Below are 24,976 nucleotides of genomic sequence, written 5' to 3' on the forward strand. Positions count from 1 at the left end.
GCCGCGGCGACCGAGGGGGCCCGCGCGGAGATCGCCGGCGCGGTCTCGGCGGCGTGCACGGCGGCGGTCGAGGTGGAACTCGCGTGAGCGCTCCGGTCGGATTGGCCGCCGAGGACGCGGCGGTCTACGGGTACGGTCTCGTCCTGGCCCGGGCGGACGGCTCCATCCGAGCCGCGGTCAGGCGTGAGCTCGCTGCTCATCGAGCCCGTCGGGACGCGGCCGAGGTGCTGTGGCCGGCATCGCCCCCCGCGCCGGTCGGATACGTCCCCGATCCGGACGCCCCCGGCGCTCCCGTCCTTCTGGCGATCCGGATCGAATCGGACTGTTGCGAGGCCTGGCGCGTCGAACTCGGCCTCGCCCGGACGCCGGAGACCCGCCGTTTCTGCGTCGACGCCCTCACCGCGGCGGCGGTGCAACTCGCACGCTGGAGAACCCTGGCCCCGGGAGCGCCGTTCGAGGCGCTACCCGGGTTCCCGCCGCCGGCCTGAGGCTCAGGAGCGTCCGGCGCCGATCAACCGGACGATCTCCTCCGCGGCACCGTCCACCGAGACCTGGGTGACTTCGCCGGTGGCGCGCTCGCGCAGCTCGACGGTGCCCTCGGACCAGCCGCGACCCACCACGACCACCCACGGCACACCGATCAGCTCGGCGTCCTTGAACTTCACGCCGGGCGAGGCCTTGCGATCGTCGAAGATCACCTCGAGTCGGGCGCGGTCGAACGCCTCCACCAGAGTCGCGGCTCCCGAGATCGCGGCATCGTCCTTGTTGGCGATCACCACGTGGACGTCCGCGGGCGCGGCCTCAGCGGGCCAGACCAGGCCCTTGTCGTCGGCGAACTGCTCCGCGAGTACCGCCACGAGACGCGAGACCCCGATGCCGTAGGACCCCATGGTCACCCTCGCGGGCTTGCCGTTCTCGCCCAGCACGTCGAACCCGAAGGCGTCGGTGTACTTCCGGCCCAGCTGGAAGATGTGGCCGATCTCGATCCCGCGCGCCAGGGTCAGGGTGCCGTGCCCGTCCGGTGCCGGGTCGCCCTCCCTCACCTCGGCGACCTCGATGGTGCCGTCCGGGGTGAAGTCACGCCCGCACACCAGGTCCACCACGTGCTTGCCGGGCTCGTCGGCTCCGGTGATCCACGCCGTGCCGTCGACGACCCGCGGGTCGACGAGGTAGCGGACCTCGTTCTCCCGCAGCGCGCGCGGGCCGATGTACCCCTTCACGAGGAACGGGTTGGTCTTGAAATCCGCCTCGTCGAGGATCTCGACCTCCGCCGGCTCAAGCGCGGCCTCCACCCGCTTCATGTCGACCTCGCGGTCGCCCGGTAGGCCCACCGCCAACAGCTCCCAGTCCTGACCGGGCCGACGCACCTTGAACATGACGTTCTTGAGAGTGTCCGCGGCGGTCACCTCCCGGCCCAGGTCTGCGGAGTTCGCCCAGGCGACGAGCGTGTCGATGGTCGGCGCGTCCGGGGTCTCGTGCACGACCGCCCGCGGCGAACCCTCGATCGGGAGGGCGGGCGGCGCGGGGGTGACGACGGCCTCGACGTTGGCCGCGTACTGCCCGTCGGTGGATCGGACGAACGTGTCCTCGCCGGCCGCGGAGACGGCGAGGAACTCCTCGGAGGCGGAACCACCCATCGCGCCGGAGGTGGCGGCACAGATGACGTACTCGATCCCGAGACGGTCGAAGATGCGTCGGTACGCCTCTCGGTGCGCCTGGTAGGAACGTTCGAGTCCGGCGTCGTCGACGTCGAACGAGTACGAGTCCTTCATGACGAACTCGCGCCCGCGCAGGATCCCGGCACGGGGTCGTTCCTCGTCGCGGTACTTGGTCTGGATCTGGTACAGCGTGACGGGCAGGTCCTTGTACGAGGAGTACTCGCCCTGCACGGTGAGCGTGAAGATCTCCTCGTGGGTGGGGCCGAGCATCATGTCGTTGCCCTTGCGGTCCTTCAGCCGGAACAACGCCGGGCCGTACTCGGTCCACCGTCCGGTGGTCTCGTACGGTTCCCGCGGCAGGAGTGCGGGCAGGGTGATCTCCTGCGCGCCGAAGGCGTTCATCTCCTCGCGCACCACCTGCTCGACCCTGCGGAGGGTGCGCAGACCCAGCGGCAGCCAGGAGTACACGCCGGGAGCGACGCGGCGGACGTACCCGGCGCGGACCAGCAGTTTGTGGCTGAGGACCTCGGCATCGGCCGGGTCATCGCGGAGCGTGCGCAGGAAAAGGTGGGACAGACGCGTGATCACGATGCACCAGCCTAGCCGCCCCTGCTCGCGGACCCGCCGCCCGCCGTCGGGGCTGCCGGTGGCCTCGGTACCCTGAGCCGGGTGCGTATCCTCTTGTCCCCTTCCGAGACCAAATCCGTCGGCGGGTCCGGGGAGCCGCTCGACCTGGCCGCGCTCTCGCTCCCCGAGCTCGAAGGAACCCGCCGCGCCGTCGCCGACTCCCTCGTCTCGCTGTGCTCGGGCGAGGCGGCGGCGGCTCGCGACGCGCTCGGGCTGAGTGAGAAACTCGGCGACGAGGTGACACTGAATGCCGAGCTGTGGACCTCCCCCACCGCGTCCGCGCTGAGCCGCTATACCGGCGTCCTCTTCGATGCCCTCGACCCCGCCTCGTTCACCGCGGCCACCCGGTCACGAGCGGAGTCGCGGCTGTGGATCGGCTCGGCCCTGTTCGGCCTGCTCGGTGCTACCGACCCCATTCCGCACTACCGCCTCTCCGCCGGGACGCAGTTGCCCGGACTGGGCACCCTGCGTTCGACCTGGAAGCCGGCCCTCACCGCCGCCACCACCGGGTGGGGCGACGACCTCGTGGTGGACCTGCGCTCCGGCGGTTACCACCAGCTGGGGCCGGTCCCGGGGGCGATCACCGTCGACGTCGTCACCGACTACCCCGGCGGCACGCGCAAGGTGGTCTCGCACTTCTCCAAGCATCACAAGGGTCTCCTCGCCCGGACGCTCGCCACGTCCCGGGCCGAGATGGGTGACGTCGCCGCGCTCCTCCGGGTAGCCCGTCGGGCCGGGCACACCCTCGAGCGCACCTCGGATACGGTTCTCACCTTGGTCACGGAGCCGTGAGTTCGGCTCCCGATCCCGACGCCGACTCGGTCCCCGGCATGCCGCGGGTCCTCCCCTCGCACGGTTCCCGCGCCGCCTGGCGGCTTCAGGAGGAGCCGGGGCTCGCCTCGTTGCCCCGTCTGTGCCTGTCCCCGGTCCAGTACTACGGGGCGTACCTCTTCGGTTCGTCCTCCGCCTTCCCGCCCGGACATCGGCGACACGATCAGGGCGTGGCCGCCGACCTCGACATCCCCGGCGACCTGCGGGCCGACATCGAGGGGTGGATCGAGGAATGGGAGGAGAACTTCGTCCATCTCGGCGACCGCCCCGTCGATCAACCCGTATGGCGCGAGGGCGTCGACGAGATGGCCTGGCTCGACCGCGGCCACGAGCTCGCCGACCGGCTCGAGGTGAGCCTGCCCGGAACGGCGGTGTTCTGCACCGCGGAGCGGTATGTCGTGTGTGAGCTGGCCGCCGAGCAACTGGACTACGTCCACCCCCTGCGAGGCGACTACGTGCGCACCGAGGGCTGGCGGACGCCGGGGAACGGACCCGACCCCGACCGCACACCGACGATCCGACTCATGCCCGAGTACGGCGTCACGTGGGGGCTGTGGGCGGGACGGCTCCCCTACTACCAGCCTCCCCGCCTCAGAGACGGGTTCATGGACTTCGCCACGCCTCGCAGCCTCGGACTGACCCCTGACCTGGAGAGCCGGATCCTGCGATGGAATGACGACTGGCGGCGCGGATTCGTGGACTACGGGAGCAGCGTCGACGACAGCGGCGCCGCACTCGGCCTTCTCGGCTACGGCTACGGCGTGCCCGTCTGGACCGACGGCGTCGATCCGGTCGACTGGTACCGCGAGGGACTGGCGATCGCGCGCCGCCTAGCGGAGGAACTCCCCGGCGTGGAAGTCGAGCTGGTGGCTATCCGCGACGTCTGTTCGGCGCGTCTGGTCATGCAGGACCACACCGCGCACCTACGCGGTCAGGATCCGGCCACCTACTCGGACGTCTTCCTGACCGAGCGGCGCCGCGTCAGCTCCTGACTGGCGCGCGCCACGCCCGGCGTCGGGATGCGTCAGCGGTGTCGCAGGTCCGTGGACAGCGCCTGCGGAAGCCCGGCCACGTCGCCGACCACCACGATGGCCGGGGGCCTGACCTCGTGGGTCGCCAGGGTGTCGGTGAGGGTGCCGAGGGTGCAGCGATGGGTCGACTGACCGTCGAGACTGCCGTCGACGATCACCGCGGCCGGGGTGTCCGACGAGCGGCCCCCCGCCATGAGCGACTCTGCGATCGCCGGGGAGTTCTTGACCCCCATCAGCACCACCAGTGTTCCGCGCATACGTGCGAGGGCGTCCCAGTCGATGAGGGAGCCCGGGTGTCCGGGCGGGAGATGCCCGGACACGACCGTCAGTTCGTGTGTCATCCCGCGGTTGGTCACGGGAATCCCCGCGAGGGCCGGGACCGCGAGGGCGCTGGAGACGCCCGGCACGACCGTGCACGGCACTCCCGCCTCCGCGCACGCCTGCGCCTCCTCGTAGCCACGCCCGTAGAGGAACGGGTCCCCGCCCTTGAGGCGTACCACGAACTTGCCGGCGAGTGCCCGGTCCACCAGCACCTCGTTGATCGCGTCCTGTGCCATGGCCCGCCCGTAGGGGATCTTGGCCGCATCGACGATCTCGACGTCCGCCCGCAGCTCGGCCAGCGGGCGCTGGGGGGCGAGACGGTCGGCCACGACCACGTCGGCGCGGGCGAGCAGTCGACGTCCACGCACCGTCATGAGGTCGTCGGCCCCCGGCCCGCCTCCGACCAACGCGACCGTGCCCCGGAGCGCCTCGTCGACCTCGGGTGCCTCCGCCCCCGCGTCGCTGAGGGCCCGCGCGACCACGTCCCGGGCCTCGGCGGTACGCGCGCGGTCGCCGGTGAGAACTGCGACGAGCATCTCGCCCCTGCGGACCACCGCCGGGGTCACCGCGGACCCCGACGTCACGGCGTCAGCCCGGACGCAGAAGGTGCGGTTCTGCTCGGCCTCGGCCGCGACCCGGGCGTTGACAAGAGAGTTCCGCGTCGCGGCGACCACGTACCACGCACCCTCGAGATCGCCTGATTCGTACTCTCGTGGCTCCCACCAGATTCGTCCGGCGTCCACGAGTCCCTGGAGCGTGGGCGTGACGTCGGGGCTCACGAGGTGCACCACCGCACCCGCCTCGAGCAGGACGGGGATGCGTCGTTGCGCAACGGACCCTCCGCCGATCACCACGACACGACGGCCTTCGAGGTCCAGACCGACGGGGTACGGGTTCACAGGCCGGATCATGTTGCTGATCCTATCCGCCCACGGCTCCGCCCCCGGCCTCGGCCCGCGGCCCGTGACACGACTCATCCCCCGGCCACCACGTCGGGTGAGCGGGGGATGAGGAATGGTGCGTGGTGGCGGATCAGGGCCGATCCGTCAGGCCTTCTGGTCGAGCTTCAGGGTGCGCGTCGAGCGCTCGAACTGCTCGGTGAACAGGGTCGGCTCCTCGGAGAGGTCTCGACCGAGCGAGGGGATCATCTCCTCGAGGGCGGGCGTCCAGTCCGCGAACCGGCTCGGGAAGCAGCGCTTGAGCACGTCGACCATGGCGTCCACCGCGGTGGAGGCGCCCGGGGAGGCTCCGAGCAGACCCGCGATGGACCCGTCCGCCGCGTTGACCACGGCGGTGCCGAACTCGAGCGTCCCGCCCCGTCCGCTGGGCTTGATCACCTGGACACGCTGTCCGGCGATGACCTTCTCCCACTCCCCGTCCTGCGCCGAGGGCACGAAGTCGCGCAGTGCGTCGACCCGTGCGCCGTGGTTCTTCGCGAGTTCGGTGATGAGGTACTTGACCAGGCTCATCTCGGTGAGGCCGATGTTGGCCATGGGCAGCAGGTTCCCGGCCCGGATGCTCGACGGCAGGTCGAGGAAGCTGCCCATCTTGAGGAACTTGGGGGTCCACCCGGCGAACGGCCCGAACAGCAGACCCTTCTTGCCGTCGATGACGCGGGTGTCCAGGTGCGGCACCGACATCGGCGGCGCGCCCACGGAGGCCTGGCTGTAGACCTTCGCCTGGTGCTGCTCGATGAGCTCGGGGTTGGTGCAGCGCAGCCACTGGCCGCCCACGGGGAAGCCGCCGATGCCCTTGATCTCCGGGATGCCGGACTTCTGTAGCAGGTGCAGGGCACCGCCACCCGCGCCGACGAACACGAACTTGGCGTCGACGGTGCGTTCGTCACCGGTGTGCCGGTTGGCCACGGTCAGCCGCCAGCTGCCGTCACTGTTGCGCTCGAGGTCCTTGACCTGGTTCTGGTAGTGCACCTCGGTGCCCGTGCGGGTGAGGTACTTGATGAGCTGCCGGGTGAGCGCACCGAAGTTGACGTCGGTGCCGTTCGAGAAGTGGCTCAGGGCGAAGGGCTGCTCGGGCGAGCGACCGCGGGCCATGAGCGGAACGAGCCGCTCCAGCTCGGAGAAGTCGGTGGTGTGACCCATTCCCGGGAAGAGCGGGTGCCCGGCGAGCTTGTCGTACCGCTTCCGGAGGTAGTCCTGACCGTCCTTGCCCGCCACGAAGCTCATGTGCGGGACGGGGCGGATCCATTCGGTGGGGTCGCCGAGGATGGTGTTCTCGACCGCATAGGACCAGAACTGCCGGGAGACCTGGAACTTCTCGTTGACGCTGACGGCCTTGGTGATGTCGACGTCGCCGTCGGCGGTCTTGGGCGAGTAGTTGAGCTCGCAGAGGGCGGAGTGCCCGGTGCCGGCGTTGTTCCAGGCGTCGGAGGATTCCAGTGCGGGTCCCTCGAGCCGTTCGAACACCTGGATGTCCCAGTCCGGTTGGAGCCGCCGCAGCAGGGCACCCAGAGTCGCGCTCATGGTGCCCGCGCCGATGAGCGCCACATCCGTCGTTCCGTGCTTTGCCACCTGGTCTGAAGTCACCGGCTACCCTCGCTCATTGGTCGTGGACCCGAATCTCTCGTCGACGCGGGTCGTCCCGACAGGCCCGCGCCCACAGGGTTGTCAGACTACTCACCGCGCCGGGCGTGGGACACACCGGACTAGGGTGGTCGTCGTGTCGACGCCCTCTCCAGATCCCGGCGCCCCCGACGGATCCGACCCGCAGTGGGCCCCGGATCTGCTGGGGCCGTCGTACACACGGCGCGCCCTGCCTCTCGGTGCCGATCCCGACGGTGAGGGGCAGATCTCCGCGACCCTCGTCCGCCACGAGGACGCCCCGACCGAGCCCACCGGCGTCGTCCTGGTCGTCCACGGCCTGTCGGACTACTTCTTCCACACCCATCTCGCCGAGTTCCTCGCGTCGAGCGGGTTCGCGACCTACGGGATCGACCTGCGCAAATGTGGCCGGTCCCGGAGGGAAGGTCTGACACCGCACTTCACCACCGACCTCGAGAGGTACGACGACGAGCTGGATCAGGCTCTCGCCGTGATCGTCTCCGAGCACCCGGGAACGCCGGTCCTCGTGGCCGCCCACTCGACCGGGGGGCTGGTGGTGCCGTTGTGGCTGGGCAGGCGTCGCGACAGGGGCGCTCTCGCCCCCGTCGTGGGGGTGGTGCTGAACTCCCCGTGGTTCCAGCTCGACGTCCCGGAGCGCGCCCGCCCCGTGCTGGACCCCGTCATCCGCACGCTCGGATCCCTCCGGCCCTTCTACCGACTGCCGCTACCCACCTCGGACCGGTATGTGATCAGCACGCACGTCGACCACGACGGTGACTACCACTTCGACACCACGCTCAAGCCCCCCGGCGGGGTGGGTGTCCGGGCGGGGTGGCTGGCCGCGGTCCGGCGCGCCCAGAAGCGGCTACAGTCCGGGGTCGACCTACCGCTCCCGGTTCTGTTGCTCCGGTCGACGGCATCGTCGGTCGGGGCCCGCCCACGGGGCGCCGTGCTCGACGTGGACACCGATCTGATCCTGGACGTCCGGTCGATGGAGCGCTTCGCCGACCGTGTCTCCGGTGACGTCACCGACGTCCCCGTGCCGGGTGCCCGGCACGACGTCTTCCTCTCCCGCGCCGACGTCCTCGAGGTGGTCTTCGACCATCTCGGGCGCTGGCTGGACCAGACCCTGTCCTCACACACCAAGGAGTCCTGAACCCCATGACCCAGACCCCCTCCCGCCACTTCGACCTGGTCGTCATCGGCACGGGCAGCGGCAACTCGCTGATCGACGAATCGTTCGCCGACAAGTCCGTGGCGATCTGCGAGAAGGGGACGTTCGGTGGCACCTGCCTCAACGTCGGCTGCATCCCCACCAAGATGTTCGTCTACGCCGCCGACACGGCCACCTCCATCCGGCACTCGTCCGCCTACGGTGTCGATTCGACTCTGGACGGGGTCCGGTGGCCGGACATCGTCTCGCGGGTCTTCGACCGGCGCATCGACCCGATCGCGTCGAGCGGGGAGGACTACCGGCGCAACCGTTGCGACAACGTCACGGTGTTCGACGGTCACGCGACATTCGTCGGCCCGCGCACCATCGACACGGGAACCGGGGAGATCATCACCGCGGACTCCGTCGTGATCGCCGCGGGGGCACGGCCGTCGATCCCCGAGATCGTCACCGAGGCCGGCGTCGCCTACCACACCAGCGACGACGTCATGCGGATCGCCGAGTTGCCGAAGTCCATGGTCATCCAGGGCTCCGGGTTCATCGCCTGCGAGTTCGCGCACGTGTTCTCCGCGCTGGGCGTCGAGGTCACCGTCATCGGCCGGTCGGACGTACTGCTCAAGCATCTCGACCGCGAACTCGCGGAGCGGTTCACGGACGCCGCCCGGGGGCGATGGGACGTCCGCCTCGGCCAGCACGTCACCTCGATGACCGCGACCGGTGACGACCGCCGGGGCGTGGAGATCACCTTCGAGGACGGGTCGACCTGCGCGGGCGACGCGCTGCTGGTCGCCACGGGTCGGACACCGAACGGGGACCTGCTCGATCTGGACGCGGCCGGGGTGGAGATGGACGGCGAGCGGGTCCGCGTGGACGAGTTCGGCCGCACCACGGCGGAGGGCGTCTGGGCGCTGGGCGACGTGAGCTCGCCGTTCCAGCTCAAGCACGTGGCCAACCACGAGCAGCGGGTGTTGGGCCACAACCTCAACCACCCGGAGAACCTGCAGCCGTTCCACCACAGTCACGTGCCGTACGCGGTGTTCAGCTGGCCACAGATCGCGTCGGTCGGGCTGACGGAAGCAGAGGCCCGCGCGGCCGGGTACGACGTGACCGTGAAGACCCAGGACTACGGCGACGTGGCGTACGGCTGGGCGATGGAGGACTCGGTCGGGTGCTGCAAGCTCATCGCCGACCGCGCAACCGGGTTGCTCCTGGGCGCCCACCTCATGGGCGCCCACGCCCCGTCTCTCGTGCAGATCCTCATCCAGGCCATGGAGTTCGAGATCACGGTGCCGGACCTCGCGCGCAAGCAGTACTGGATCCACCCGGCGATGGCCGAGGTCGTCGAGAACGCATTGCTGGGTCTGGACTTCCCGGACCGCGGCTTCTAGCTACCAAACGATGCCGGAAGGCAGACGACCGGGGGGCGACGTCGGTGGGCCGACGATCGGGGGCGGGGCCGCGAGGCGCGTGACACCCGCTCCCCGCCGGCTTCAGGCGAGGACGAACTCGTCCGGATCGACGGTGCGGACCTGCTCGCGGTACCGGAAGCTGAACGTCGGCCACTGCAGGGAATTACGTCCCCGCGAGTCGATGTACCAGCTCGAGCAGCCCCCCTGGTTCCACACCGTGTGCGCCAGTTCGCGGTCCATCCGGGCGGCGTAGGACTCCTCCACCTCCGGACGCACCTCGATGGTGCGTCGGGCCTCCCGCCCGGCGAGGTCGAGCAACCGCAGAACGTGATCAGCCTGGGACTCGAGCATGTACACGATCGACGAGTGCCCCAGGTTGGTGTTGGGGCCGTACAGCAGGAACAGGTTGGGGAACCCCGCCACGGTGATGCCGTTGTGCGCTCGAGGACTGCCATCCCAGTGCTCGGCGAGGGTGCGCCCGTCCGCGCCGGTGATCACGCGGGAGATGGGCGGCTCGGTCGGCTGGAAGCCCGTACCGAAGATGATGACGTCCGCCGGATGCTCCGTGCCGTCGTCGGCCACGAGCCCGCGCGGGGTGACAGCCGACGCCGCGCCGGACACCAGGGTCACATCGGACCGGGTGAGGGCGGGGAGCCACTGACTGGTGAGCAACACCCGTTTGCACCCGATCGAGAAGTCGGGGGTGAGCGCACGGCGCATCCCGCGGTCCCGCACCTTGAGGAAGAGGTAGAACCGTGCGAACCACTCGAAGAACCGCAAGAGGGACTGGGCTCGCGTGAACACCACGACGTAGAGCTCACGCCCCAGGTAGATACGACCCCGGACCAGCCGCTGTACCAAAGGGAAGCGTCGGTAGAGCCGCTGACGGCGTCCGGAGATCGATCGGTCCAGCCTGGGCAGGATCCAGCCCGGGGTCCGCTGGAAGACCGTGACGTGCTCGGCGGGCCCGGCGATCTCGGGGACGAACTGGACCGCGGAGGCCCCCGTCCCGACGACGGCGACCCTCCGGCCCTCGAGCGCGATGTCGTGGCGCCACCTCGCGGAGTGGAACACCTGGCCCTCGAACGACTCCAGACCGGGTAGCCGGGGGATCGAGGGGGCGGACAGCGCCCCCGAGGCCACCACGAGATCGCGCGCCCGGATCCGCCCGCGGCTCGTGTCGACGACCCAGTGCGCCGACTCGGTGTCCCACACCGCCGCGGTCACCTCGCAGGAGGTGACGAGTCGGTCACGGAGACCGATGCGGTCCGTCACGGACTCGAGATAGGCCCGGATCTCCAGTTGCCTCCCGAACGAGTGGGACCACCCGGGGTGGGCGTGCCGGGACAGCGAGTACAGGGCGGTGGGGACGTCGCAGGCGCACCCCGGGTAGGTGTTGTCGCGCCAGGTGCCCCCCACCGAGTCCGCGGCCTCCACGACGAGGAAGTCCCGGCCACGCCCCTCCCCCAACAGACGGTCGGCCATGGCGATGCCGCCGAAGCCGGCGCCGACCACCACCAGGTCGATCTGCTCCACGGGTCCGCGAGGGGTATCGATCATGGTGGACAGTATGCTCCGGATTGTCCACGACCGAGGGGCGCATCAGGACGATCGTCCACAAACTTTTCCCGGCCGGCCGGGTGCGCCCGCGGGACACCGGACACGCTCAGGAGCCGGACGGCAGGGTGAGGATCTCGTACCCGTCCTCGGTGACGACGACGGTGTGCTCGAACTGGGCGGTCCACGCCTTGTCGGCCGTGGTCACGGTCCAGTCGTCGTCCCAGACGTCGAACCCCGGCCCGCCGAGGGAGATCATCGGTTCGACGGTCAACGTCATACCCGGCTCGAGGACCTCGGTCCGGGACGGCTCGTCGTAGTGGAGCACGACCAGACCGTTGTGGAAGGTCGGGCCGACACCGTGGCCCGTGAACTCCCGCACGACCGTGTAGTCGAAACGCCGGGCATAGGATTCGATGACCCGCCCGATGACGTTGACCTCGCGCCCGGGTCGGATGGCCCTGATCCCCCGGTTCATCGCCTCTTCCGTGCGCTCGACCAGGAGCCTGACCTCCTCGCTGACATGCCCGGCCAGGAACGTCGCGTTGGTGTCACCGTGGACGCCGTGGATGAACGCCGTGACGTCGACGTTGACGATGTCCCCGTCACGGATCACCGTGGTGTCGGGGATACCGTGGCAGATCACCTCGTTGAGCGAGACGCAGCTCGACTTGGGGAACGACTTGTACCCCAGGGTCGACGGGTACGCCCCGTTGTCGCACAGGAACTCGTGTACGACCCGGTCGATCTCGTCGGTCGTCACGCCGGGCGCGACCGCCTCGCCGGCGAGCACGAGAGCGTCCGCGGCGAGCCTGGAGGCCACGCGCATCGCGTCGATGACCTCAGCCGGCTGAACCCACGCCTCCCCGTTGGCCTCGTCGACGCTGTCGCGCCAGACGTACTCCGGCCGCGGGATCGATTCGGGAACGGTCCGGATCGGGGTGGGTTCACCGGGGACGAGAGGCTGACGGGTGGAGGTGGTCATGCCCCCAGGATAGGCCCGCCCGGCGCGACCGGTCGCCCCGGTCCGGTCACCAGATGACGAAGCACACCGAGGCGATGAGCACCATCGCCCCGAACAGGCACATCGTGATCACGTCCGCGGACGACTCGCCGAGTTCTCCCTTCGCGGGCGGGCCGGCATCGTCGGGCGTCACCGGGGCCGTCTCGTCAGCCGCGGTGTCCCCACCGGGGTCGGAGTCCTGGCGCGGATCCATCAGATCACCCCCAGACGGTGGAACTCGGAGACCATCGCCACGGCGAGGATCGCGAACACGACCGCCATGAAGCCGGTGTACATCCAGCGCTTGGCGTGGTCGGACGCCCAGAACCGGCGGACGCTGACCACGCCGTTCACCACGGCGACCACACACAACGCGATACCGACGGGCGCCCCGACCCAGCCGGACAGGCTGAGCAGCGGCACGAGAATCGGGATCGCGAGGTAGGTGATGAGGCACCGCACGGCCGAGACCATCACCGAGATCCGGAATGCCCGGTGGGCGCCGGAGCCGGCCTTGCGGTCGACGGCCCGGACGCCGAGCAGACGCCGCATGGCCCGGTCGGCCGGCCGCAGCGAACTGAAGCCCGGGTCGACAGCCGCGTCCCGTACCGGGCCCGTCGTCGTCATCGGCGCCACCACCGTCGGCCCCGTCGCGGCCGCGGGCGCCCGGGTGACCGGTGCTGTCATCGGGGTACTCACACGGCCCTCCCCCGGAGGGCGCCACCCACGGCGCGCACTGCCGCACTGTCTGTCATCGGATTACACCTTCCGGGGTCCGTGGTCTGACTACGCTCCACTTTCCCACAGGCGTGGCCGATCCCGTAGCCGCCGGCCGGGGGGTACCCCGCTCTGGGTCGGTGCGGGCGAGATGACTCACAGCAGGACCGTCGCGTACTCGACGGAGTCGACCATGCCCACCCGCCGATAAGCGGCGCGGGCTGCGCGGTTCGACCCGTTCACCACCAGGGAAGGTCGGAGCCCCCGTGAGCAAAGGGCGGCGCACACCGCGGCGGTACCGCCGGACCCCAGCCCGGCGTCCCGCCGGTCTCGGTGTACCCATACGCCCTGGATCTGGGCGACCTCCGGGGAGATCGCGGCGACATCGGCCTTGAAGACCACCTCGCCGTCGTCGATCCCCACCCAGGTCCTCCCCCGCGCGAGGGACCGCGCCACGCGGCGCCGGAACGGAATCCCGGAGCCCACGGCGAACGGGTCGGCGCGCAGTTCCTCGCGGTACATCGCCGCGGCGGCGGCGAGCACCGGTTCGAACTCCTCCACGGTCGCGGGCCGGATGCCGGCCAGGACGAGCGCCGGATCGAGCGGGCCCTCGAGCGCCATGAGGAACTGGTGAGCCCGGTACTCCCGGGCCTCGCCCCAGCGTTCTCGCAGGGCCGGCCACATGCCGGCGACCAGGTCGCGCCGACCGTGCACCGACATAGGCCCGAGTCCCAGTCGGGCCACCGCGTCACCGAGAGCGCGCTGATCCGCGGCGTCGCCCCGGAGCGGCAACACCGAACTGCCGACGAACGCGAGAGACCGCTCAGGCCCGCCCAAGGTGAGGAACCGTCCGTCGGTGCCGGCGGCGACACCCGACGTGGCGAACTTCTCCGCCGCCGGCGCGGAGACCAACGGGTCGGCGGCGAGCACGTCGCCAAGCGCCCGCGACTCTCCCCGACCGACCGCCCGGCACCCGCCGAGCCCGGCCTCCGGGGCAGCCGTGTCGGTCACGGTCTATCGCGTGACCTTGACCTGGGGCCCCTGGCCCTCGGCGGCGTCTCCCACGGGCTCGCCCATCTCCTCGGCGATCCGCATGGCCTCCTCGATGAGGGTCTCCACGATCATCGCCTCCGGCACGGTCTTGATGACCTCGCCCTTGACGAAGATCTGGCCCTTGCCGTTTCCGGACGCGACACCCAGATCGGCCTCGCGGGCCTCGCCGGGCCCGTTGACGACACAGCCCATGACGGCCACCCGCAAGGGGACGCTCATCCCCTCCAGTCCGGCCGTGACCTCGTCGGCGAGCTTGTACACGTCCACCTGGGCGCGCCCACACGACGGGCACGAGACGATCTCGAGCTTGCGCGGACGCAGGTTGAGCGACTGCAGGATCTGCGTGCCGACCTTGATCTCCTCCACCGGCGGGGCGGAGAGGGAGACCCGGATGGTGTCGCCGATCCCCTCGGAGAGCAGAGCACCGAACGCCACGGCCGACTTGATCGTGCCCTGGAACGCGGGCCCGGCCTCGGTCACGCCGAGGTGTAACGGGTAATCGGTCTGCGCGGCGAGCCGGCGGTAGGCCTCGACCATGATCACCGGGTCGTTGTGCTTGACCGAGATCTTGATGTCGCCGAAGCCGTGTTCCTCGAACAACGAGGCCTCCCACATCGCCGACTCGACGAGCGCTTCCGGGGTCGCCTTGCCGTACTTGGCCAACAGGCGCGGGTCCAGCGACCCGGCGTTGACACCGATGCGGATGGGGATGCCCGCGTCACCGGCGGCCTTGGCGACCTCCTTGACGCGTCCGTCGAACTCCTTGATGTTGCCCGGGTTGACGCGCACCGCGGCACACCCGGCATCGATCGCCGCGAAGATGTACTTGGGTTGGAAGTGAATGTCCGCGATCACGGGGATCGGGGACTTCCGCGCGATGGTCTCCAGCGCGTCGGCGTCCTCCTGCCGGGGACACGCTACGCGGACGATGTCACACCCGGACGCCGTGAGCTCGGCGATCTGCTGGAGGGTGGAGTTGACGTCGTGGGTCTTGGTGGTGGTCATGGACTGGACCGAGACCGGATGATCACTGCCCACGCCCACCTGGCCCACGAACAGCTGCCGGGTCGTGCGCCGGGGCGCGAGGACCGGCGGCGGGCCGTCGGGCATGCCCAGTCCCACTGGGATCGAGGAGGAGTCGTTCACTTCAGGCCTTCCGTAGGGGCTGCCAGCCGGGTGCGGGCAGGTCCCGCGTCCCATTATCCGGGTAACCGGGCGCGGGTGCGAGGTGGGTGTGCGCCCGGCTCAGCCGGGCAGCAGGATCGGGTTGACGAAGTCGGCGGTGATCACGATCGCGGAGACGCCGATGAGGAGTACGAACACCCCCATCGTCAGTGGCGCCAGCTTCTCGTAGTCCGCCGGGCCGCCCGGCGCGAGGCCGCGAAGCCGGCGGACGGCGTCCCGGATCTTCTCGTAGAGCACCACCGCGATGTGGCCGCCGTCGAACGGGGTCAGGGGCACGAGGTTGAACGCCCCCAGGAACAGGTTGAGGCCGGCCAGGAACAGGAGGAACAGGCTCCACAGGCCCTGCTCGACCGCCTGCCCGCCGATGTAGCTGGCCCCCACCACGGACACCGGGGAGTCGTCCGCCCGCTCGCCCCCGAAGATCGACGCGGCCACCGCCGGGATCTTGGCCGGGAACGAGATCAGCCCATCGACGGTCGCCTCGACCATCTCCCCGGTAAAGACGAAGGTCGCGGGCACCGCGCTGAGGGCGTCGTAGGTGTTGACGGTCTGATAGGCCGGATCATCGAGGATCTCCCGGGGGATCCCGTCCTCCGAGAGTCGGACCCCGAGCGCACCCCGCTGCTCGCCGTCCACGCCCGTTGACGTCAACGTCGTCGTCGTCGTGATCGTCTCCCCGCCGCGTTCCACCGCCACCGGCACGGTCTCACCGGGCCGCGCCGAGACCACGGTGGACAGGTCGTCCCAACTGACCACCGGCACCCCGTCGACCGACGTGATCCGGTCGCCCGGCAGGATCCCCGCCTCGCCGGCCGGGCCCACTCCGACCCCGCACCGGTCCGCCCCCGCGCAGGTGTCCCCCACGACGGCCGCGACGCGGTCGGTGGGGATCGGCTGGACGTCCCGGTTCACCAGGCCCCAGCCGAGGGCGACCGTGTAGAACAACGCGATCGCCAGGACGACGTTCATGAAGGGCCCGGCCAACAACACCGCGACGCGCTTCCACCACGCCTGGCGCCACATCGCCCTCGGCTCATCCTCCGGGGACAGCTGGTCGTACGCGGTCATCCCCGCGATGTCACAGAACCCGCCGAGCGGGATCGCCTTGAGCCCGTACTCGATCCCACCACGCCGGACGGACCACAGAGTGGGGCCGAACCCGACGAAGAACCGACGGACCCGCATCCCCGACCACAGCGCGACCCGCATGTGGCCGTACTCGTGCAGCACGATGGACACCATGATCCCCAGGGCGAACAGCACGATCCCGAACACCAACACGGCTCAGCCCTCCAGGCTCGTGACGAGGGCTGCGGCGTGCCGCCGCGCCCAGGACTCCGCCGCCGCGACGTCATCCGGATCCCGGGGATCGGACGACCACTGATCGGCTGCGCCCACGGTCTCCGCCACGACGTCGACGATGCTGGTGAACCCGATCCGGCCGTCCAGGAACGCCGGGGCGGCCTCCTCGTTGGCCGCGTTGAACACCGCGGTCCGCAGGCCCCCCGCCTCGCCCGCCGCCCGCGCCACCGAGATCGCCGGGAACGTCTCGGAGTCCACCGGCTCGAACGTCCAGGTGTGTGCCTGCGAGAAGTCCAACGGGGTCGACGCCCCGGGGATCCGCGACGGCCACCCCAGAGCCAACGCGATCGGCAGCTTCATCGACGGCGGCGAGGCCTTGGCCACGGTCGCGCCGTCGACGAACGTCACCGCCGAGTGCACCACCGACTGGGGGTGGACGGTCACATCGATCCGATCGTATGGAACCCCGAACAGCAGGTGTGCCTCGATGAGCTCCAGGGACTTGTTCACCAGGGTCGCGGAGTTCAGGGTGATCATCCTGCCCATCGCCCACGTGGGGTGCTGCAGCGCCTGCTCCGCGGTGACACCTTCCAGTTCGGCGCGGGTACGGCCCCGGAAGGGCCCGCCGGAGGCGGTCAACACCAGTGACGCCACCTCGTCCGCCGTCCCCGCCCGCAGACACTGCGCCATCGCTGAGTGCTCGGAGTCGACGGGGATGAGCTGGCCCGGGGCCGCGGCGCCGGTGACGAGGGCGCCCCCGGCCACGAGTGACTCCTTGTTCGCCAGCGCCAGCCGCGCACCCGTGCGCAATGCGGCCAGGGTGGGCCCTAGGCCGATGGACCCGTCGATTCCGTTGAGCACCACGTCGGCCTCCACCGCCCCCACGAGCTCGGTGGCGGCCCCGGGACCGTCGAGAACCGTCGCCTCCGGGAACGCCGACCGGATCCGCTCGGCCGCGGCCGGGGCGGACACCGCGACGAACCGGACGCCGGTCCGGCGGATCTGCTCCGCCAGCAGATCGATCCGGCCACCGCCGGCCGCCAGACCGACGACCTCGAAACGGCCGGGTCCGGCCTCCGAGGTCACCTCGAGGGCCTGGGTACCGATCGAGCCGGTACTGCCGAGGACGAGAACGCGCGTGGTCACCCCGCCATTGTCCACGCCGGAGCCACCTGATGCCGCATCAGCGGCCCCAGGTGTGGCGGGGACCGGCGGGTTACCCGTCGACCGCCGGACGGCGTGTGACAAACTGGGCACGATGTCGGCGGCCCGCAGGGCTGCCAGCGAGCCGTGAGGAGAACCGGGGAGCATGAGCGCGGACGGGCACCACACCAGCAAGGAGATCGTCGTCGACGGGATCAGCACCCTCGACGAGCCCTCGGTCGAGTGGGGCTGGCACCAGCACAGCAGGAAGGTCGGCCTCGTCACGGGCGGCTTCTTCGTCCTGTTCCTGTTGGCCATGCTGTTCGGCAACCACATCGGACGGGTGGAGGACATCTGGCTGGTGGCGGTCGCCGTGTTCCTCGCGATCTGGATGTTCCTGTCGCTGCGACCCAAGAAGGACGACACTCTCAAGCGGAACCGTGTCTTCGAGGTCTCCTCGGACCACTACGCGGTGGTCGGCGCCGCCGCCTCGGGTCACGTAGGGGCCGAGGCCGCCCGGAACCCGCAGGGCCGGGCGCCGGCCAGGCACTGACCCCAGTCGACCCGAGAAGGGCCGCCACCACTCGATGGAGTGGTGGCGGCCCTTCTCGTCGTCCGTAGCTCTCAGTGGGTGGCCCAGTGGTCACTCCCCAGTGGTCACTCCCCAGCGATCACTCCCCCGCGCTCACTCCCCCGCGCTCACCCCTCGGCCGCGAGCTGACCACACGCCGCGTCGATCTCCTGGCCGCGGGTGTCGCGCACCGTGCACGAGACCCCGGCCGCGCGCACGGCGGCGACGAAGGCGTCCTGCTGATGGCGGGGGCTGGCGTCCCACTCGCTGCCCGGCGTCGGGTTGAGCGGGATGAGGTTCACGTGCGCCATGGGCCCGAGACGCTGGGCGAGCAGTCGACCGAGCATCTCGCCCCGCCAGGTCTGATCATTGACGTCACGGATCAACGCGTACTCGATGGACACCCGCCGCCCCGTGGCATCGGCGTAGTGACGGGCCGCGTCCATGACCTCGGAGACCGGCCACCGGTTGTTGACGGGCACCAGGGTGTCCCGGAGTTCGTCGTCCGGGGTGTGCAAGGACACCGCCAGGGTGACCTGGAGCCCCTCCTCTGCCAGCTTGTGGATGGCGGGGACCAGGCCCACCGTCGACACGGTGACCGCGCGTTGCGACAGACCGAATCCCGACGGCGGCGGGGCGATGATGCCTCGCACGGCGGTCATGACGCGCTTGTAGTTGGCGAGCGGCTCCCCCATGCCCATGAACACGACGTTGGACAGTCGCCCCGGCCCGCCCGGGATCTCACCGTCGCGCATGGCGCGGGCGGCGACCCTGACCTGCTCCAGGATCTCGGCTGCCGAGAGGTTGCGTTGCAGACCGCCCTGCCCCGTCGCGCAGAACGGGCACGCCATCCCGCAGCCGGCCTGACTCGAGATGCACACGGTCGCCCGGTCGGGGTAGCGCATGAGAACGCTCTCGACCAACGAACCGTCGTGCAGTTTCCACAGGGTCTTACGCGTGGTGCCCTCGTCGGTGGTGACGTGTCGTAGCGACGAGGTCAGCGAGGGGAACAGTTCTTCTCCGACCTTCTCCCGCAGGCCGGCCGGCAGGTCGGTCATCTCGCGGGTGTCCGCCTCGAGGCGCCCGAAGTACTGGTTGGCCAGCTGCTTGCCGCGGAATGCGGGAACTCCGAGCTCACCCATCGCCGCCTCGCGACCGTCGGCGTCGAGGTCGGCGAAGTGACGAGGGGGCAGCCCTCGGCGGGGGGCGTCAAAAACGAGCGGGAGAGGTTCAGCCATGATGCGGCCATTGTGTCAGAAACGGGCGACCGCAACACATCGCGAGCGGTGCCGTCCGTCGCCGCCAGCGCATACAGTCCAGGTATGGCACAGCGATCACACGACCCGACAGACCGTCGTCACGCCGCCCCCGTCGAGGGGCGCGACGAGATCCCCCTCGAGGACACCCACGCGGACTCCACCCTCGTTCCCGCCGACGAGTCGACCCCTGCGACACGCACCCACGAGCAGGATGCTGTCCCCGATTCGTCGGGGGGACTTCTGGGCTCCGCGTGGGTGGGTCTGGTCCTGGGCGCGCTCGTCACCATCCTGCTGTTGATCTTCATCGCGCAGAACACGACCTCGACCGACGTCCGTTTTCTCGGGTTGGAGTTCACCCTCCCGCTTGGGGTGCTGATCCTCTTCGCCGCGATCGCCGGCGCGTTGATCATGGCCCTGTTCGCCGGCTTCCGGATCCTCCAGCTGCGGATGCGCGCACGCAAGGCGCGCAAACTGACCGCCCGACACTGACGCGCGACCCCCGGCGCGGGTCGGAGGGTCCGCTCACTCCGCGGCTTCGCCCCGTGCCGACGTCACCCGTGCCAACGGAGGTGGTCGACGACTCAGGTCGGCACGACGTAGGTGAAGATGACCCAGACGACCACCGCGGTGGGCAGCACGGAGTCGAGGCGGTCCATGAATCCGCCGTGCCCCGGCAGGAGCGTGCCCATGTCCTTGATTCCGAGGTCCCGCTTCACCTGGGATTCCACCAGGTCGCCCAGCGTCGCGGTGAAGACCGTGAGGACGCCGAGCAACAGGCCCTTCCAGATGCTGTCGTCGAAGAGCAGGGCGACCACGAGTGCGCCACCGACCGTGGCGAACAGGATCGACCCGGCGAATCCCTCCCAGGACTTCTTGGGGCTGATCGCCGGGGCCATGGGGTGCTTACCGAAGAGCACCCCCGCCACGTACCCCCCGACGTCGGAGCACACGACCAGCAGGATGAGGGCCACGACCCGTTGCGCGCCGTAGTCACCGTCCGACAGCATCGCGCCGAGGGCTCCCGGAACCGCGATCCACACCAACACGAACACCGCGACCGACACGTCGCGCATGTAGTTCTTCGGTGCGGTGGTCAGACCGGCCATGAGCAGACGCCAGACCAGGACGACCACGCCGGTGACGGCGAACGCGGCGAACGCGCCTTCCGCCCCGTTGAGGTAACCCGCCCAGACCATGGCCTGCCCGCCTGCGAGCAGCGGGAACAGGGGAAGCGTGAACCGGGCCTGCCGGAGGCGTTTGAAGACCTCCCAGGTGCCGATGGCGACGGCGGCGGCGGCGACCAGGTACCACGCGCGGGGGGTGAAGGCGATACTCGCGATCACGAGCGCGCCCAGGCCGACCCCGACCGGGATCGCCCGGGTCAGGTCACGGCCGGCGCGCGACGGAGGTGCGGCGGCCGCGGCGGTGGGCCCGGGCGGGCCCTGGGGTGCGGGGTCCACGGCATACTCCTCGGTTCTCGGGTGATGGGTGTCGCGGAGGTCAGACCTCCATCAGGTCGCCTTCCTTGGCCTTGACGAGTTCGTCCACCTCGCCGACGAATCGCTGGGTGAGCTTGTCCAGCTCCTTCTCCGCCGCGTTGACCTCGTCCTCGCCGGCCTCGCCGTCCTTGTCGATGCGCTTGAGCTCGTCCATCGCCTTGCGCCGGACGCCCCGGACGGCGATGCGCCCGTCCTCGGCCTTGCCCTTGGCCTGCTTGACCAGATCCCGGCGCCGTTCCTCGGTGAGCTGCGGCACGGTCACGCGGAGGACCTGGCCGTCGTTGGTCGGGTTGACGCCCAGATCCGAGTTGCGGATGGCGTTCTCGATCGGACCGATCTGCGACATCTCGTACGGCTTGATGATGAGCATGCGCGGCTCGGGTGCCGAGATGGTCGCCATCTGGGTGATGGGGGTCATGCTGCCGTAGTACTCACAGAAGACACGGTTGAACATGCCCGGGTTGGCGCGGCCGGTGCGGATGGCCGAGAGCTCGTCGCGAACGTGCTCGATCGCCTTCTCCATCTTGTCCTCGGCCTCGAGCAGAGTGTCGTCGATCATGTCTGTCCCTTTTCGTTGGGGTCGGTGTCGGTGGTCGGGTCGAGGACGTGTCAGGCCGTGCTGGCCACCAGCGTCCCGATCTGCTCACCGGCGACGGCGCGCGCGATGTTGCCCTCGGTGAGAAGGTTGAAGACGAGGATGGGCATGTCGTTGTCCATGCACAGGCTGAACGCGGTGGCATCGGCCACCTTCAGGCCCCGCTCGAGGCATTCCCGGTGTTCGATCCGGCTGAAGAGCTCGGCGTCGGGATTGGTACGGGGATCGTCCGAGTAGACGCCGTCCACCGCCTTGGCCATGAGCAGCACGTCGGCCTTGATCTCCAGTGCGCGCTGGGCTGCGGTGGTATCGGTCGAGAAGTAGGGCATGCCCATCCCTGCCCCGAAGATCACGACGCGGCCCTTCTCCAGATGCCGTTCGGCGCGTAGGGGGATGTACGGCTCCGCGACCTGACCCATGTGGATGGCGGTCTGGACGCGGGTCGACACACCCTCCTGCTCGAGGAAGTCCTGCAGCGCCAGGCAGTTCATGACGGTGCCGAGCATCCCCATGTAGTCGCTGCGCGCCCGGTCGAGCCCTCGCTGCTGCAACTGGGCGCCCCGGAAGAAGTTGCCGCCGCCAATCACGATCGCGATCTGCGCCCCCGTCCGGGAGACATCGGCGATCTGCCGGGCGACGGACTGCACGACGTCCGGGTCGATCCCCACGCCGCCGCCGCCGAACATCTCGCCGCCGAGCTTGAGCATCACACGTTTGTAGCCGTCCCGCGGGTCGGTCATCCCTCTCCTCGTCCCGGGCGGATCCAGCCCGTGTCGCGCGCGTTCACACCCCCGACGTCGATTGGCCGGAGCGGCGTGTGGTCCGTGGTGGGACCGGGTTCATTCTGCCCTATCGCCACGGCCGCCACACTCCAGCCCGCCGGGTACGGGCACACCCGGCCGTACGAACGCCGACGGCGGTACCCGGAGTACCGGGTACCGCCGTCGTTCGGGAACCCGCAACGGCGGGTTCGGGCCGTGGTCAGGCCTGGCCGACCTCGAACCGCAGGAAGGCCGAGACCGAGGCGCCGGCTTCGTCCAGCAGGGCACCGACGGTCTTCTTGTTGTCGGTCACCGACGGCTGGTCGAGCAGGCAAACATCCTTGTAGAAGCCGTTGAGGCGACCCTCGACGATCTTCTGCAGCGCCTGCTCGGGCTTGCCCTCCTCGCGGGCGGTGGCCTCGGCGATCTCGCGTTCCTTGGCGACGATGTCGGCGGGCACCTCCTCGCGGGACACGTACTGGGCCTTCAGAGCGGCGACCTGCATCGCGGCGGAGCGCGCGGCGGCCTCGGCGGCCTCGCCCTCACCGGAGTAGGCGACCATGACGCCGACGGCGGGCGGCAGGTCGGAGGAACGCTTGTGGAGGTAGACGGCCACGGGACCGTCGAGCTTGCCCACACGGCGCAGGACGAGCTTCTCGCCGGACTTGGCGGAGAAGGAGACGACCGAGTCGGCCACGGTGGTGCCGTCGAGCTCGGCGGCGTTCAGCGCGTCGAGGTCGGAGATCCCCTGGGCCGCGGCGACCTCGACGATCTTGTCGGCCAGTGCGATGAACTCGGCGCTCTTGGCGACGAAGTCGGTCTCGGAGTTGAGCTCGATCATGACGCCGTCCTTGATGGCGACCAGGCCCTCGGCCGTGGTGCGCTCGGCGCGCTTGCCCACGTCCTTGGCGCCCTTGATGCGCAGCACCTCGACGGCCTTGTCGAAGTCGCCGTCGGTCTCCTCCAGAGCCTTCTTGCAGTCCATCATCCCGGAGCCGGTGAGCTCACGCAGACGCTTGACGTCGGCAGCGGTGTAGTTCGCCATGGTGGGGCGACCCTCCTTAAAGGGGTTCGTGATCTGTCGGAAAAGTGTTGAAGAGTCGGTCGGCGGGCGATCGCCTCCACCCTAGACGCCGGGGCGTCGGTGGATGGTCCGCCCACCGCCTCCGACACCTCGGGCCCGGCCCCCGGATGATCCCCCTGGGGATCGTGGGCGGCCGGGCCCGACGGTGCTCGAGCTGTGGTGAGGATCAGGCCTCGGTGGCCGGCGCCTCGGAGGTGGCGGCCGCGATCTCCTGGGCGTCGGCCTCGGGGGCCTCGGCCACGGGGGACTCGGTGCCGGTGACCTCGGCGGGTGCCTCGGCACCCTCTGCCGTGGCGGCGCCGGTGACCTGGTCCAGCTGCTCGGTCTCCCACTCGGCGAGCGGCTCGGCCTCTTCGCCGGTGGCCTTGCCGGCCTGCGAGCGGGCCTTGAGGCCCTCCGCGACGGCGGAGGCGATGACGCGGGTCAACACGGTGACCGAGCGGATGGCGTCGTCGTTCGCCGGGATCGGGTAGTCGACGACGTCCGGATCACAGTTGGTGTCGAGCAGCGCGACGACGGGGATGTTCAGCTTGCGGGCCTCGCCGACGGCGATGTGCTCCTTGTTGGTGTCGACGACCCACACCACGGAGGGGACCTTGCTCATGTCACGCATACCGCCGAGCGTGCGCTCGAGCTTGTTCTTCTCACGCGTGAGCATGAGGATTTCCTTCTTGGTGCGACCCTCGAATCCGCCCGACTGCTCCATGGACTCGAGCTCCTTGAGGCGGACGAGCCGCTGGTGCACGGTCTGGAAGTTGGTGAGCATGCCACCCAGCCAACGCTGGTTGACGTACGGCATGCCGACCTTGGCGGCCTCCTCGGCGATGGCCTCCTGGGCCTGCTTCTTGGTGCCGACGAACAGGACGGTGCCGCCGTGGGCGACGGACTCCTTGACGAACTCGTACGCCTGGTCGATGTACGTCAGGGTCTGCTGCAGGTCGATGATGTAGATGCCGTTGCGGTCGGTGAAGATGAACCGACGCATCTTCGGGTTCCAGCGGCGGGTCTGGTGGCCGAAGTGGGCACCTGCGTCGAGCAGTTGCTTCATGGAGATGACTGCCATGATGGGTTGAGGGCTCGTCCGGCTTGGAAGCAGCCGGACCGCGAGGCCCTCGTCCTCGCTTTCTGTGTATCGGGTTCCGCCCACGAGCCGGGTGGCCGCGGGCCCTGGTGTCCGCGCCGGGCCGGACCCCCGTCGGGCGGGGGCACCTGCTGGTCCGGCGTCCGGGGGGCCGGGGCTCGTAGCCCCGGGGCCCGGATGCGACTCCCGGGAACCGGGCTGCCGCAGGACACGCGAAGTCGATCGACGCAGAGTCGACCGCACCGGAAGCATAACCCCTCCGGCGCGCCCCTCCAAGGCGGCCCACCCGACCGGTATCCGGGCACCGCACACCGCGGTCGTGGCTCCGCCCGTGCGCGGGGGCTCCCGGGAGTGCCGGTGCACGTCTGGTCTGGGGATGGTCGTCCATTATGTCCACAGGTGCCGATCTCCCGTGGCGAACGCGGGGTGCGTGCGGTGGACTCGCGGTATGCAGTCACTCCGGATCGGTCGCCGTCGGCTCCGCAACCTGGCTTGTGCCGGCGCGGCCGCGGGGGTCCTCGCCGTCGGCCCCGTGGCCGACGCCGCGCCGGCCGGGT

The 24,976-nt window shown here is 70.0% G+C and carries 24 protein-coding genes; 7 read left to right on the forward strand and 17 right to left on the reverse strand.

All coding sequences use genetic code 11. The features are described from left to right. The first annotated feature begins 83 nt into the window (after positions 1–83). Positions 84–488, forward strand: a complete 405-nt coding sequence (locus G6024_RS10225; protein ID WP_159148634.1) for a DUF4439 domain-containing protein — start codon at positions 84–86, stop codon at positions 486–488. Between the two features lie 3 nt (positions 489–491). Here the strand turns inward: G6024_RS10225 and G6024_RS10230 are convergent, their stop codons facing one another. Further along, a complete protein-coding gene (locus tag G6024_RS10230) occupies positions 492–2,246 on the reverse strand; it encodes a proline--tRNA ligase (protein ID WP_159148635.1) in 1,755 nt (584 codons plus the stop codon). Between the two features lie 81 nt (positions 2,247–2,327). On the opposite strand from G6024_RS10230, the gene G6024_RS10235 reads away from it, so the two are divergent. Both G6024_RS10235 and G6024_RS10240 read left to right on the forward strand, forming a co-directional pair. Next, positions 2,328–3,077, forward strand: a complete 750-nt coding sequence (locus tag G6024_RS10235; RefSeq protein ID WP_159148636.1) for a YaaA family protein — start codon at positions 2,328–2,330, stop codon at positions 3,075–3,077. Next, positions 3,074–4,108 carry a hypothetical protein gene (locus G6024_RS10240; RefSeq protein WP_159148637.1) on the forward strand — a complete coding sequence of 345 codons (1,035 nt, stop codon included), beginning with the start codon at positions 3,074–3,076 and terminating at the stop codon, positions 4,106–4,108. Before G6024_RS10235 ends, G6024_RS10240 begins: the two co-directional genes overlap by 4 nt. Before the next feature lie 32 nt (positions 4,109–4,140). Here G6024_RS10240 and cobA read toward each other — a convergent pair whose 3' ends face one another. Continuing rightward, on the reverse strand, positions 4,141–5,379 hold the full coding sequence (gene cobA / locus G6024_RS10245) for a uroporphyrinogen-III C-methyltransferase (protein WP_182640358.1): 1,239 nt from the start codon (positions 5,377–5,379) through the stop codon (positions 4,141–4,143). Between the two features lie 135 nt (positions 5,380–5,514). Beyond that, positions 5,515–7,011 (reverse strand): malate dehydrogenase (quinone), encoded by a 1,497-nt coding sequence (gene mqo / locus G6024_RS10250; RefSeq protein WP_096905334.1) that lies wholly within the window; start codon positions 7,009–7,011, stop codon positions 5,515–5,517. Between the two features lie 133 nt (positions 7,012–7,144). Here mqo and G6024_RS10255 point away from each other — a divergent pair, with 133 nt between their 5' ends. Then, positions 7,145–8,182, forward strand: a complete 1,038-nt coding sequence (locus G6024_RS10255; protein ID WP_235027854.1) for an alpha/beta hydrolase — start codon at positions 7,145–7,147, stop codon at positions 8,180–8,182. A gap of 5 nt (positions 8,183–8,187) precedes the next feature. After that, positions 8,188–9,588, forward strand: a complete 1,401-nt coding sequence (gene mtr / locus G6024_RS10260; protein WP_159148640.1) for a mycothione reductase — start codon at positions 8,188–8,190, stop codon at positions 9,586–9,588. Between the two features lie 102 nt (positions 9,589–9,690). Here mtr and G6024_RS10265 read toward each other — a convergent pair whose 3' ends face one another. From G6024_RS10265 to dxr, 8 genes are all read right to left on the reverse strand, one after another. Beyond that, positions 9,691–11,169, reverse strand: coding sequence for a flavin-containing monooxygenase (locus tag G6024_RS10265; protein ID WP_159148641.1), 1,479 nt, complete (start codon positions 11,167–11,169; stop codon positions 9,691–9,693). Positions 11,170–11,275: 106 nt separating this feature from the next. Continuing rightward, complete coding sequence (map, locus tag G6024_RS10270; protein WP_159148642.1) at positions 11,276–12,151, reverse strand: type I methionyl aminopeptidase; 876 nt, start codon at positions 12,149–12,151, stop codon at positions 11,276–11,278. A gap of 46 nt (positions 12,152–12,197) precedes the next feature. Further along, a complete protein-coding gene (locus G6024_RS10275) occupies positions 12,198–12,383 on the reverse strand; it encodes a hypothetical protein (protein WP_159148643.1) in 186 nt (61 codons plus the stop codon). After that, a complete protein-coding gene (locus G6024_RS10280; RefSeq protein ID WP_241728263.1) occupies positions 12,383–12,868 on the reverse strand; it encodes a hypothetical protein in 486 nt (161 codons plus the stop codon). Before G6024_RS10280 ends, G6024_RS10275 begins: the two co-directional genes overlap by 1 nt. A 174-nt stretch (positions 12,869–13,042) precedes the next feature. Continuing rightward, positions 13,043–13,897 carry a GNAT family N-acetyltransferase gene (locus G6024_RS10285; RefSeq protein WP_119192737.1) on the reverse strand — a complete coding sequence of 285 codons (855 nt, stop codon included), beginning with the start codon at positions 13,895–13,897 and terminating at the stop codon, positions 13,043–13,045. A 3-nt stretch (positions 13,898–13,900) separates the two neighbouring features. Next, positions 13,901–15,049 carry a flavodoxin-dependent (E)-4-hydroxy-3-methylbut-2-enyl-diphosphate synthase gene (gene ispG, locus G6024_RS10290; RefSeq protein WP_082923994.1) on the reverse strand — a complete coding sequence of 383 codons (1,149 nt, stop codon included), beginning with the start codon at positions 15,047–15,049 and terminating at the stop codon, positions 13,901–13,903. A 135-nt stretch (positions 15,050–15,184) separates the two neighbouring features. Next, positions 15,185–16,405, reverse strand: coding sequence for a M50 family metallopeptidase (locus G6024_RS10295; RefSeq protein WP_268817121.1), 1,221 nt, complete (start codon positions 16,403–16,405; stop codon positions 15,185–15,187). 3 nt (positions 16,406–16,408) lie between these two features. Further along, on the reverse strand, positions 16,409–17,572 hold the full coding sequence (dxr, locus tag G6024_RS10300; RefSeq protein WP_235027856.1) for a 1-deoxy-D-xylulose-5-phosphate reductoisomerase: 1,164 nt from the start codon (positions 17,570–17,572) through the stop codon (positions 16,409–16,411). A 163-nt stretch (positions 17,573–17,735) separates the two neighbouring features. Here dxr and G6024_RS10305 point away from each other — a divergent pair, with 163 nt between their 5' ends. Next, the gene (locus G6024_RS10305; protein WP_096905327.1) at positions 17,736–18,122 is read left to right on the forward strand and encodes a DUF2631 domain-containing protein; all 387 of its coding nucleotides are present in this window, start codon (positions 17,736–17,738) and stop codon (positions 18,120–18,122) included. A 146-nt stretch (positions 18,123–18,268) separates the two neighbouring features. Here G6024_RS10305 and rlmN read toward each other — a convergent pair whose 3' ends face one another. Continuing rightward, positions 18,269–19,378, reverse strand: a complete 1,110-nt coding sequence (rlmN, locus tag G6024_RS10310; protein WP_067717626.1) for a dual-specificity RNA methyltransferase RlmN — start codon at positions 19,376–19,378, stop codon at positions 18,269–18,271. Between the two features lie 84 nt (positions 19,379–19,462). On the opposite strand from rlmN, the gene G6024_RS10315 reads away from it, so the two are divergent. Continuing rightward, the gene (locus G6024_RS10315) at positions 19,463–19,888 is read left to right on the forward strand and encodes a LapA family protein (RefSeq protein ID WP_132061113.1); all 426 of its coding nucleotides are present in this window, start codon (positions 19,463–19,465) and stop codon (positions 19,886–19,888) included. 92 nt (positions 19,889–19,980) lie between these two features. Here G6024_RS10315 and G6024_RS10320 read toward each other — a convergent pair whose 3' ends face one another. The 5 genes from G6024_RS10320 to rpsB form a co-directional block, all read right to left on the reverse strand. Then, complete coding sequence (locus G6024_RS10320) at positions 19,981–20,859, reverse strand: phosphatidate cytidylyltransferase (protein WP_119192740.1); 879 nt, start codon at positions 20,857–20,859, stop codon at positions 19,981–19,983. A gap of 40 nt (positions 20,860–20,899) precedes the next feature. After that, positions 20,900–21,457 carry a ribosome recycling factor gene (frr, locus tag G6024_RS10325; RefSeq protein ID WP_159148644.1) on the reverse strand — a complete coding sequence of 186 codons (558 nt, stop codon included), beginning with the start codon at positions 21,455–21,457 and terminating at the stop codon, positions 20,900–20,902. A gap of 50 nt (positions 21,458–21,507) precedes the next feature. Beyond that, positions 21,508–22,233 carry a UMP kinase gene (pyrH, locus tag G6024_RS10330; RefSeq protein WP_119192741.1) on the reverse strand — a complete coding sequence of 242 codons (726 nt, stop codon included), beginning with the start codon at positions 22,231–22,233 and terminating at the stop codon, positions 21,508–21,510. Between the two features lie 241 nt (positions 22,234–22,474). Beyond that, entirely contained in the window at positions 22,475–23,299 is an 825-nt protein-coding gene (gene tsf / locus G6024_RS10335; RefSeq protein WP_069389369.1) for a translation elongation factor Ts, read from the reverse strand. A gap of 205 nt (positions 23,300–23,504) precedes the next feature. Then, positions 23,505–24,401, reverse strand: coding sequence for a 30S ribosomal protein S2 (gene rpsB / locus G6024_RS10340; RefSeq protein ID WP_067717612.1), 897 nt, complete (start codon positions 24,399–24,401; stop codon positions 23,505–23,507). Positions 24,402–24,976: the final 575 nt, after the last annotated feature.

Source organism: Dietzia maris, from assembly GCF_014144855.1.
GTDB lineage: Bacteria > Actinomycetota > Actinomycetes > Mycobacteriales > Mycobacteriaceae > Dietzia > Dietzia kunjamensis.

Coding starts and splice junctions, on each gene's coding strand:
- rlmN (WP_067717626.1), bottom strand. CDS start 19,378: ATGGCTGAACCTCTCCCGCTCGTTTTTGACGCCCCCCGCCGAGGGCTG.
- frr (WP_159148644.1), bottom strand. CDS start 21,457: ATGATCGACGACACTCTGCTCGAGGCCGAGGACAAGATGGAGAAGGCG.
- G6024_RS10275 (WP_159148643.1), bottom strand. CDS start 12,383: ATGGATCCGCGCCAGGACTCCGACCCCGGTGGGGACACCGCGGCTGAC.
- tsf (WP_069389369.1), bottom strand. CDS start 23,299: ATGGCGAACTACACCGCTGCCGACGTCAAGCGTCTGCGTGAGCTCACC.
- map (WP_159148642.1), bottom strand. CDS start 12,151: ATGACCACCTCCACCCGTCAGCCTCTCGTCCCCGGTGAACCCACCCCG.
- cobA (WP_182640358.1), bottom strand. CDS start 5,379: ATGATCCGGCCTGTGAACCCGTACCCCGTCGGTCTGGACCTCGAAGGC.
- G6024_RS10305 (WP_096905327.1), top strand. CDS start 17,736: ATGAGCGCGGACGGGCACCACACCAGCAAGGAGATCGTCGTCGACGGG.
- ispG (WP_082923994.1), bottom strand. CDS start 15,049: ATGCCCGACGGCCCGCCGCCGGTCCTCGCGCCCCGGCGCACGACCCGG.
- mtr (WP_159148640.1), top strand. CDS start 8,188: ATGACCCAGACCCCCTCCCGCCACTTCGACCTGGTCGTCATCGGCACG.
- pyrH (WP_119192741.1), bottom strand. CDS start 22,233: ATGACCGACCCGCGGGACGGCTACAAACGTGTGATGCTCAAGCTCGGC.
- rpsB (WP_067717612.1), bottom strand. CDS start 24,401: ATGGCAGTCATCTCCATGAAGCAACTGCTCGACGCAGGTGCCCACTTC.
- G6024_RS10265 (WP_159148641.1), bottom strand. CDS start 11,169: ATGATCGATACCCCTCGCGGACCCGTGGAGCAGATCGACCTGGTGGTG.
- G6024_RS10315 (WP_132061113.1), top strand. CDS start 19,463: ATGGCACAGCGATCACACGACCCGACAGACCGTCGTCACGCCGCCCCC.